This window comes from Ramlibacter sp., from assembly GCF_035627355.1.
In the GTDB taxonomy this organism is placed as follows: domain Bacteria; phylum Pseudomonadota; class Gammaproteobacteria; order Burkholderiales; family Burkholderiaceae_C; genus Ramlibacter.
Map to the genome: position 1 here is coordinate 46,524 of NZ_DASPLW010000002.1, position 9,463 is coordinate 55,986.

Genomic DNA, 9,463 nt, shown 5'->3' on the forward strand with positions numbered 1-9,463 from the left:
TTCGTGCGCGTAGGACAAGTTCGACAATTGTTGTGCTTGGCCCATGTGGCTGCGTGCGTCCACCTAAGATTCGCCGCTCCCGAGCCACCATGAAGCCGACCCACGCCACCCAGCTGGCGTCCTGTCTCCTCGCCTGGGCTGCGGGCGTGCAGGGCGCCCCACTCGAAATCGCATCGGCACCGCAACTGGCCGACCTCACCCTCGAGCAGCTGAGCAACATCACGGTCACTTCGGTGTCCGGGCGCCCGCAAGGCCTGCAGCAGGCCGCGGCGTCGATCTACGTGATCACGGCGCAGGACATCCGCCGATCCGCCGCCACGACCCTGCCCGAGGCGCTGCGGCTGGCGCCCAACCTGCAGGTGGCGCAGACGAGTTCAGGCCAGTGGGCGATCAGCGCGCGCGGCTTCCAGGACTCGATCTCCAACAAGCTGCTGGTGCTGGTGGACGGTCGATCCCTCTACTCGCCGCTGTTCGCCGGCGTGTTCTGGGATGCCGACGACGTGGTGCTGGAGGACATAGACCGCATCGAGGTGATCAGCGGTCCGGGCGGCACCCTCTGGGGCGCCAATGCCGTCAACGGCGTCATCAACGTGGTGACCCGCCATGCCGCGCAGACGCAGGGCCCGCTGGTGTCGGTCGCGCGATCGCGTGAAGGCGGGCGGGAACTGGCCCGCTGGGGCGGACGCGTCGGCGAGAACACGCACCTGCGACTCCATGGCCTGGCGGTCGATCGCGGCAACACCCGCCTGCCGGGCGGCGCCGAGCGCCCCGACGCCAGCAGCCGCGTCCAGCTCGGGTTCCGTTCCGACTGGGAGGAGGGCGCATCCGGCCTCATGTTGCAGGGCGAGGCGTACCGCGCCGGCGACCTGCCGGCCAACAACCTGGCGCCGAAGATGAGCGGGCACCACCTGCTCGGCCGCTGGAGCAGCCGGCTGGACGATGGCTCACCCTATTCGGTCCAGGCCGGGTACGACGCCGTCGATCGCGAGGACGGCAACCTGTTTCGCCACCGCGCCCACACGCTCGACCTCCAGTTCACCCACGAACCGCGCACCGCCGGTCCCGGGCAACTGCTCTGGGGGGCCGGCTACCGCCGCTCGCGCGACGACAACCAGGCCACGCCGCTGCTCGCCTTCATGCCCTCGCGCAGGACGCTGAGCTGGGCCCATGCCTTCGCGCAGTACCAGTGGATGCCGGCGCAGCGGCTGCAGGCTACCGTGGGCGCCAAGGTCGAGCGCAACAGCTACAGCGGCACCGAACTGCTCCCCAGCGTGCGCCTGGCCTGGCTGCATTCGCCGCAGGCGACGACCTGGGCATCCCTCTCGCGCGCCGTGCGCGCGCCCTCCCGGATCGACCGCGACTTCTTCGTCACGCTGCCGCCCGGGGTGCTGGCAATCGCCGGCGGGCCGGACTTCCAGTCCGAAACGGCCACCGTGCTGGAGATCGGACATCGTGCCCAGCTGTCGCCGACGCTGAGCGGGTCCGTGACGGTGTTCCGCCAGTCCTTCGAGGGGCTGCGGGCCGGCCGGCCCGGGCAGTTCCCGGCCACCGTGGAGAACCTCGTCGAGGGGCCGGTGGACGGGCTGGAAGCCTGGGGTCAGTGGCAGGCGACAGGGCGATGGCGTCTGTCGGCCGGGTACCTGGCCCTGCACAAGGACCTGCGCTTCTCCGGTGGATTGAGCCCCGCGACGCGTTCATTCCCAGGGCTGGGCAACGACCCGCGGTCGCAACTGTCCTTGCGATCGAGCCTGGACATCGGGGACCAGGGCGCCTTCGACCTGGCCGTGCGCCGTGTCGGCGAGCTGGCCGATCCGCGCATTCCGGGCTACACGTCGGTCGACGCGCGCCTGGGCTGGCACTTGCGCCAGGACCTGCGCCTGGAAGTGCTGGCGACCAACCTGCTGGACCGGCGCCACGTGGAGTTCGCCGGCGGCAGCGAGATCGGCCGCCGCTTCCTCGTGCAGCTCACCTGGCAACCCGAGGCGGGCGGACGGTGATCAGGGGCCTGCCGCGTCACCTGTCCCGGTTCGGGTGGCTGTTGCTGCTGTACCTGCTGTCGATGGTGACGGCGTCGGCGCAGCTGCCGGGCAGCGCGCGGGAGAGCGCCGTCAAGGCCGCCTTCCTGTACAAGTTCGCCGGCTTCGTCGAGTGGCCGGCCGGCACCTTCCAGCGCCCGGATGAGCCCCTCGTCATCGGCGTCGCCGGCAACGAGGCCGTGGCGGCGGACCTGGAGCAGATCGTGGTCGGGCGCCGCGTCGAAGGCCGGCCCATCTCGGTGCGCCGCCTGCAGGCCGACGAGCCGGCCGCCCCGCTGCACGTCCTCCTCATCGGGGCGGGGCCGGACGAGCGGGTGCGCGAACAGGCGGCCGAGGCAATGGGCCCGGTGCTGGTCGTCACCGAGCAGCCGCGCGGGCTGGAGCTCGGTGGCGTGCTCAACCTGGTGGCGGGCGGCGGTCGCGTCCGCTTTGCTGCCTCCTTGCCGGCGGCCGAGGCACGCGGCCTCAAGCTGAGCGCACGGCTGCTGGCCGTGGCCGAGACGGTGGAAGGGCGCAACCGATGAAGCCGGCCCGCTCGCGCTCCATCCGCAGCAAGCTCAATCTCGCCTTGGCGGGAACCACGCTGATCGCGCTGGTGCTGGCCGCCGTGGTGCTGCTGGTGGTGGACCTGCGCACCAAGCTGGAGGACATGCGCGAAGACCTGGTCGCGCAGGCCGACGTGATCGCTCTGGCCAGCGCGCCGGCGCTGGCCTTTGCCGATCCGGCCGTCGCCACGGAAAACCTCGCGGTGCTGCGCGCGAGAAGCGGCATCACCGCCGCGGCCCTGTATGACGAGCGGGGCCGGCTCTTCGCCAGCTACCGCCGCGAAGAGGGGGGGCCGCCGCTCCCCGCGCATCCGGGCGTCATCGGCGTGCACGTGGACGGCGACTGGGCGGTGGTGTGGCGCCCGGTGTTCTCCAACCAGGATCACGTGGGCACGGTGTGGCTTCAGCTTCGCCACGACCGGCAGCGCCAGACGCTGGAGTACCTGGGCGTGCTGGCGCTGGTCATCGGCGGCAGCCTCGTGGTGGCGCTGCTGCTGTCGCACCGGCTGCAACGGACGCTGACCGCGCCCATCCTGGGCGTGAGCGAGGTGGCCCGCAAGATCCTGCGCGGCGAGACGCGCGACCTGCGCGCGGTGCGCACCAGCGACGACGAGGTGGGCGACCTGGTGGACGCCTTCAACGCCATGCTGGACGAGCTCGGGCGCAGGGCGCAGACGCTGGAGGACGCCAACCGCGCGTTGCGCGCCAGCGAGGCGCGCTACCAGCTCGCGGTGCGCGGCTCCAGTGCCGGCCTGTGGGACTGGGACATCGCCGCCGGCACCATGTTCTTCTCGCCGCGCTTCAAGGCGCTGCTCGGCTACACCGACGAGGAGGTTCCCGACCGCCTGGAATCGGTGGGCAGGATCATGCATCCGGACGACCTGCCGCTGCTGCGGTCCGCCGTGCGCGGGCACCTGCGCGAGCGCGTGCCCTGCCAGCTCGAGTGCCGCCTGCGCGACCGCGGTGGAAACTGGCGCTGGTTCTTCATCGCCGGCGCGGCGTTGTGGGATCCGGCCGGGCAGCCCTATCGCATGGCGGGCTCGGTGATCGAGGTCACCGAGCGCAAGGAGGCCGAGCGCGAGATCCAGGAGGCCAACCGCGCCAAGGACGAATTCCTCGCCACGCTGGCCCACGAACTGCGCAACCCGCTGGCGCCTATCCGCACCGGGCTGGAGATCCTGAAGAAGGACAAGCAGAACGGCCCCGCTTCGGAACGGGCCCGCGCCACCATGGAGCGCCAGCTCACGCACCTGGTCCGCCTGATCGACGACCTGCTGGACATCTCGCGCATCAACAGCGGCAAGATCCGGCTGGACATCTCGCGGGTGCGGCTGCGTTCGGTGATCGAGAGCGCGATCGAGATCGTCCGGCCGGCCGTCGAGGCCGGCCGGCACGAACTGCACCTGGACTTCCCGGCCGGCGGCATCGAACTGATGGGCGATCCCACCCGCCTGGCCCAGGCCGTGGGCAACCTGCTGAGCAACGCCGCCAAGTACACCCCGCCGGGCGGGCGGATCGACCTGCGGGTGCGGCGCGAAGGCGAGACGGCGGTGATCGAGGTGGAGGACACCGGCGAGGGCATCCCGGCCGACATGCTGGAGCGGATCTTCTCGCTGTTCGCGCAGGTGCGCGGCAGCATGGACCGTTCGCAGGGCGGGCTGGGCATCGGCCTGTACCTGGTGCGCAGCCTCTTCGCCCTGCACGGCGGCAGCGTCATCGCCAGCAGTGGCGGGCCGGGTCGCGGCAGCCGCTTCACCGCGCGCCTGCCTTGCCTGCCGCCCACGGCCCAGCCGCTGCCGGCCGAGCCCGCGTCGCAGGGGCCGGCGACCACAGGCGGGCTCAAGGTGCTGCTGGTGGACGACAACGTGGATGCCGCCGAGACGCTGTCGCTGGTGCTGCAGATGGCCGGTTGCGAGACGCGCGTCCTGCACGAAGGCGAGGGCGTGCTGGCGGCGGCGTGCGAGTTCGAGCCCGATGCCGTGCTGCTGGACATCGGTTTGCCGGGCATGAACGGCTACGAGGTCGCGGCCCAGTTGCGCAGCGACCGGCGCTTCGTGCGCACGCTGCTGGTGGCGATCACGGGCTGGGGCACCGAGCAGGATCGCCGGCGCTCGCAGGCGGCCGGCTTCGACCACCACCTGACCAAGCCGGTGGACCTGGCTGACCTGGAGCCGCTGCTGCACGCGGCCGCCACGCGCGGTACGGAGAGCTGAGCGCCTATCGCCTGCCGGTCATGGGCGGTCGTCGGCCGGGTGGTCGTGCCCGGCGACGGCGTGCTCCAGCCGTTCGAGGAAAGGATGCTGGGCCGCCAGCAGCTTGCGCCGCGCCGCGTCCAGGGTGAACCACTCGGCCCGGTCGATCTCGGGAAACTGCCGCCGCTGGCCGGAGCGGGGCGGCCACTCGATCTCGAACAGGTTGCAGCGCAGCCGGGCCGGGTCGAAGTCCGCCTCGAAGGCCCAGGCCCGCACCCGCTTGCCGCTCTTCTGCCGGACTTCGCCGAGGTCGATGAAAGGCCCCGAGGGACTGCAGCCGGTCTCTTCCTCGAACTCGCGCAGGGCTGCCGCGAAAACGTCCTCGCCTTCGCCCACTTCGCCCTTGGGCAGAGACCAGGCGCCTTCATCGCGGCGTGCCCAGAAGGGTCCGCCGGGATGCGCCAGCAGCACCTGCAAGCCGCCCGCCGGGCGGCGGAACATCAGCAGCCCGGCGCTGGCGGGATTCATGGCGTGGCGGACCTGGCCTGGAAGTGCCGCGGCGGCTGCCCCATGGCGGCCTTGAACATCGCGCTGAACGCGCTCTCGCTGGCATAGCCGGTGGCGGCCGCGACCTGGTGCACCGGCGTGCCGCGCGCCAGCAGGGGCAGGGCATGGGCCAGCGCCACCTGCTGGCGCCATTGCTGGTAGCCGGTGCCCAGCTCGGCCCGGAACAGCCGCGCCAGGGTGCGCTCGCTGGCGCCCACCTGCACGGCCCATCCGGCCAGTCCGGCACGTTCGCCGGGCGCGCGCAGCACGGCTTCGCACAAGGCGCGCAGGCGCTTGTCGCCGCCGGGCGGCGGCAGCGGCACGCCGAGCGCCTGGGGGTCGGCGCGCCGCAGTTCCTCCAGCACCAGTTCGCTCAGGAGCTGCTCGCGCGCGCGGTCGATCGGCAACTGGTCCAGCGCCTCCACCAGCTCGCGCAGCAGGGGCGAGACGCGCAGCACCCGGCAGCCCGTCCAGCCAGGGGGCGTCACGCCCGCATGCAGGTAGAGGGTGCGGAACTGGGCTTCCTCCAGCACGTGCACCGAGTGTCGCGCGCCCGGCGCGATCCACACGGCGCGCGACGGCGGCACGATGCAGGCGACTTCGTCTTCCGCGCCCGAGCCGCGCTCGGCGGTCACCTGCAGCACGCCGCTGGCGCAGTAGGCCAGCTGGGCCCAGGGATGCCGGTGCGGGTCGAAGTGGGAATCGGCCGGCAGCGAGCGGGTGCGCAGCCGCACCGGCCTGCCGGGCGTGGGCCGGAAAGGCTCGGCATCGCCCAGCGGCTGGGGCAGGAGGGGCTTGCGGGGCACCGCGGCATTCTGGCAGGAATCCGCATGAAGCTGGCAAACCATCGCATTCCGGAACCGAGGTCGCGCCGATAGCATTCCGGCCATGAGTTCAGCCGCTGCCACCCTCCCACCGCTGCGACAGGATGCCGGCGTCATCGGCCTGGTGGGCCTGGCCCACCTGATCAGCCACTTCAGCCAGCTGCTGCTGCCGCCGCTATTCCCGTGGCTGAAGGACGCGCTGGACGTGAACTACGTGCAGCTCGGCTTCCTGATGACGCTGTTCTTCGTGGTGTCCTGCGGCGTGCAGGCGGCCTCGGGCTTTCTGGTCGACCGGCACGGGCCGCGCCCGGTGCTGTTCGGCGGGCTGGCGCTGGTGGGCGTGGCGGCCTTCGGTTTCGCCGCCAGCACCAGCTACTGGATGATGGCCGGCTTCGCCATGGTGGCGGGGCTGGGCAACGGCGTGTTCCACCCGGTCGACTACACGCTGCTCAACCGCAAGGTGAGCGGCCCGCGGCTGGGCCATGCCTACAGCTTCCATGGGATCACCGGCAGCCTGGGCTGGGCGTTGGCGCCGGCGCTGGTGGTGCCGCTGGCCATCGCCTTCTCCTGGCGGGTGGCGCTGGCCGCGGCGGGGGTGCTGGCCTGGGTCGTGCTGCTGGTCCTCTGGGTGCACCGGCACCGGCTGGACCTGCCGGCCGCGCCAGCGCCTGCCGCATCGGCCGCAAGCGGCGGCAGCGGCAGCGACACCTTCGGCTTCCTCCGCATGCCCGCCGTGTGGATGTGCTTCGCGTTCTTCTTCGTGTACGCGGTGGTGCTGAGCGTGGTCCAGGCCTTCGCTCCGGAAGCCGCGCGGCAGCTCCATGCGGTGCCGGTCGGACTGGCGGCCGCCTGCCTGACGATCTACATGGTTTGCGGCGCCGGCGGCATGGTGCTGGGCGGGTTCCTCGCGTCCGATCCCACGCGCTGCGAGCGCATCGTCGGGGCCGGCTTCGGCATGGCGGCCCTGGTCGCACTGGCCATCGGCGTGGCGCCGCTGCCGGCGCTGGCGGTGCCGGTCCTGTTCGGCGTGATGGGCTTCACCAGCGGCATCGCCGGCCCTTCGCGCGACCTGATCGTGAAGCGCTCGACGCCGCCGAATGCCAGCGGCCGGGTGTTCGGCATCGTCTACTCGGGGCTGGACATCGGGCAGGCGGTCGCGCCGCTGGTGTTCGGCAGCCTGATGGACCACGGCCGCTTCGCCGGCGTGTGGCTGGGGCTGGCCCTGATGCAACTGCTGCTGATCGCCAGCGCGTTCAACGTGCGAAGGACGCGGCGCGCCACCCTGGCCGCGGCCTGATCGCTGCCGTCGCGTTCGGTCGCGCGCGGAAGACCCGCGCGCCTGTCTCGACGGTTATCCTTGCCGCCCATGTACGCGCCGTATTTCGGGCTGTCGCAGGAGCCGTTCTCGATCGCGCCGGACCCGCGCTACCTGTTCATGAGCGAGCGCCACCGCGAGGCGCTGGCGCACCTGCTGTACGGGCTGGGCGGGGGCGGCGGATTCGTGCTGCTGACGGGCGAGATCGGCACCGGCAAGACGACCGTGTGCCGCTGCTTCCTGGAGCAGATCCCGGACAACTGCAACGTCGCCTACATCTTCAACCCGAAGCTGACGGTGATCGAGCTGCTGCAGTCGGTGTGCGACGAGTTCCGCATCGAGGTGCCGCGCCGCGACGGGGGCTCGCCCACGGTCAAGGACTACCTCGACCCGCTCAATGCGTTCCTGCTGCAGTCGCATGCGCAGGGCCGCAACAGCGTGCTGATCATCGACGAGGCGCAGAACCTCTCGGCCGACGTGCTGGAGCAGCTGCGCCTGCTGACCAACCTGGAGACCAGCGAACGCAAGCTGCTGCAGATCATCCTGATCGGGCAGCCCGAGCTGCGCGAGCTGCTGGCGCAGCCGCACCTGGAGCAACTGGCCCAGCGCGTGATCGCGCGCTACCACCTCGATGCGCTGCGGCGGGACGAGACCGAGCAGTACGTGCGCCATCGGCTGGAAGTCGCCGGGCTCTCGCGGGCGCTGCCGTTCGAGCGCCGGGCGCTGGAGCGCATCCACCGGCGCAGCGGCGGGGTGCCGCGGCGCATCAACCTGCTGTGCGACCGGGCGCTGCTGGGTGCCTTCGGCCGCAGCGAACCGGCGGTCACGCCCGCGATCGTCGACCAGGCCGCGCGCGAGGTGTTCGGCGAATCGCGTGCCGTGCCGCAGCCGGCGAGATGGCGACCCGCCATGCTGCTCGGGATCGGATTCCTGGCCGGTGCCGGCCTGCTGGCCGCAACCCGGTTCCGGTCCGAGCCGCCACCGAACGCCGTGGATGCGCCGGCGGCGGCTGCGCCCGTGGCGCAGGCAGCGGCCGCGCCGGCCTCGGCGGCAGCCAGCGCGCCGGTCGCAGTCGAACCGGATCGTGCCCCTGCACCGGTTCCCGCCGTGGCGGCCGCGTCCGCCGCACCGGCCCTCTTCACCGACGAGCGGCAGGCCTGGCGCGAACTGGCCAAGGCCTGGCAGGCGCAGCCCGGCGAAGGAGAGCCCTGCGGGGCGCTGGCGCGCGAATCGCTGAACTGCTTCACGCGAGTGCTGCCGCTGGCGCTGATCCGCCAGCTCGACCGGCCGGGCATCGTGGTGCTCGATCGCGCCAGTGGCAAGCCGTCCTATGCGCTGCTCACCGCGCTGGGCGACAAGGCCGCCACGCTGTCGGCCGGCGGCGGCTCCGAACAGACGGTCACGCTGGCGGCCCTGGCTTCGCGCTGGAACGGCGAGTGGGCGACGCTGTGGCGCGCGCCGCCCGGGCTCGATGCGCAGGTGCCCGAGCGAAGCAGCGCCGCGGCAGCCGCGTGGGTGGCCTCGCAACTCGCCAAGGCCGGCGGCGAGGCGAAGGACACCCGCGGCGGCTTGCGCGAACGCATCCGGCTGTTCCAGCTCGCCCAGGGCCTGCCGGCCGATGGCGTGCTGGGCCCCTTGACCTTCATGCAACTCAATCGCAGTGCCGGCGTCGACGAACCGCGCCTGCGTGCGCTGCCCTGACCCATGTCCTACATCCTCGAGGCCTTGCGCAAGGCCGACGCCCAACGCGAACGCAGCCGCCTGCCCGGCTTGCAGGCGCAGCCCCATTCGGCCGCGGTGAGTGCCGCGGACCGGCCGGCTACGCGCACGGCGGGAATGGCCGCAGTGGTGGTGCTGGCCATAGGCCTGGGCGGCCTGGCGGCCTGGCAATGGACGCGTGACGACGCCGCGCCGACCGCCGCGCCGCCGTCCCCGGTGGAGGCGCCACCAGCTGTAGCCGCCGTGCCGGCACCGCAGCTGACGGTGCCAGAGCCGCCGGCTCCCG

Annotated in this window: 7 protein-coding genes and 1 pseudogene; 6 read left to right on the top strand and 2 right to left on the bottom strand. The window is 72.3% G+C overall.

What is annotated here, in order from left to right; translation table 11 throughout:
- Positions 1 to 89 precede the first annotated feature (89 nt).
- From VEC03_RS00550 to VEC03_RS00560, 3 genes are read left to right on the top strand one after another with little or no spacing between them, the layout of a single operon-like run.
- Positions 90 to 1,997 carry a TonB-dependent receptor plug domain-containing protein gene (locus VEC03_RS00550; protein WP_324912172.1) on the top strand — a complete coding sequence of 636 codons (1,908 nt, stop codon included), beginning with the start codon at positions 90 to 92 and terminating at the stop codon, positions 1,995 to 1,997.
- Positions 1,994 to 2,560 carry a YfiR family protein gene (locus tag VEC03_RS00555; protein WP_324912173.1) on the top strand — a complete coding sequence of 189 codons (567 nt, stop codon included), beginning with the start codon at positions 1,994 to 1,996 and terminating at the stop codon, positions 2,558 to 2,560. Before VEC03_RS00550 ends, VEC03_RS00555 begins: the two co-directional genes overlap by 4 nt.
- Entirely contained in the window at positions 2,557 to 4,794 is a 2,238-nt protein-coding gene (locus VEC03_RS00560) for an ATP-binding protein (protein ID WP_324912174.1), read from the top strand. The genes VEC03_RS00555 and VEC03_RS00560 overlap by 4 nt, the downstream gene beginning before the upstream one ends.
- An 18-nt stretch (positions 4,795 to 4,812) precedes the next feature.
- Here the strand turns inward: VEC03_RS00560 and VEC03_RS00565 are convergent, their stop codons facing one another.
- Both VEC03_RS00565 and VEC03_RS00570 read right to left on the bottom strand, forming a co-directional pair.
- Positions 4,813 to 5,301: an NUDIX domain-containing protein gene (locus tag VEC03_RS00565; RefSeq protein WP_324912175.1), complete on the bottom strand. Its 489-nt coding sequence runs from the start codon at positions 5,299 to 5,301 to the stop codon at positions 4,813 to 4,815.
- Positions 5,298 to 6,125, bottom strand: a complete 828-nt coding sequence (locus VEC03_RS00570; RefSeq protein ID WP_324912176.1) for a helix-turn-helix transcriptional regulator — start codon at positions 6,123 to 6,125, stop codon at positions 5,298 to 5,300. The genes VEC03_RS00565 and VEC03_RS00570 overlap by 4 nt, the downstream gene beginning before the upstream one ends.
- 82 nt (positions 6,126 to 6,207) lie before the next feature.
- On the opposite strand from VEC03_RS00570, the gene VEC03_RS00575 reads away from it, so the two are divergent.
- The 3 genes and pseudogenes from VEC03_RS00575 to VEC03_RS00585 form a co-directional block, all read left to right on the top strand.
- The gene (locus VEC03_RS00575) at positions 6,208 to 7,440 is read left to right on the top strand and encodes an MFS transporter (RefSeq protein ID WP_324912177.1); all 1,233 of its coding nucleotides are present in this window, start codon (positions 6,208 to 6,210) and stop codon (positions 7,438 to 7,440) included.
- A 69-nt stretch (positions 7,441 to 7,509) separates the two neighbouring features.
- Positions 7,510 to 9,159 (top strand): AAA family ATPase, encoded by a 1,650-nt coding sequence (locus VEC03_RS00580; RefSeq protein WP_324912178.1) that lies wholly within the window; start codon positions 7,510 to 7,512, stop codon positions 9,157 to 9,159.
- A gap of 3 nt (positions 9,160 to 9,162) precedes the next feature.
- Positions 9,163 to 9,463, top strand: a pseudogene (locus VEC03_RS00585) (hypothetical protein); the annotation flags it as partial.

Bases quoted from the DNA above. Each gene is read 5' to 3' on its own strand.
- VEC03_RS00550 (WP_324912172.1), top strand. From the start codon at position 90: ATGAAGCCGACCCACGCCACCCAGCTGGCGTCCTGTCTCCTCGCCTGG.
- VEC03_RS00575 (WP_324912177.1), top strand. From the start codon at position 6,208: ATGAGTTCAGCCGCTGCCACCCTCCCACCGCTGCGACAGGATGCCGGC.
- VEC03_RS00580 (WP_324912178.1), top strand. From the start codon at position 7,510: ATGTACGCGCCGTATTTCGGGCTGTCGCAGGAGCCGTTCTCGATCGCG.
- VEC03_RS00560 (WP_324912174.1), top strand. From the start codon at position 2,557: ATGAAGCCGGCCCGCTCGCGCTCCATCCGCAGCAAGCTCAATCTCGCC.
- VEC03_RS00565 (WP_324912175.1), bottom strand. From the start codon at position 5,301: ATGAATCCCGCCAGCGCCGGGCTGCTGATGTTCCGCCGCCCGGCGGGC.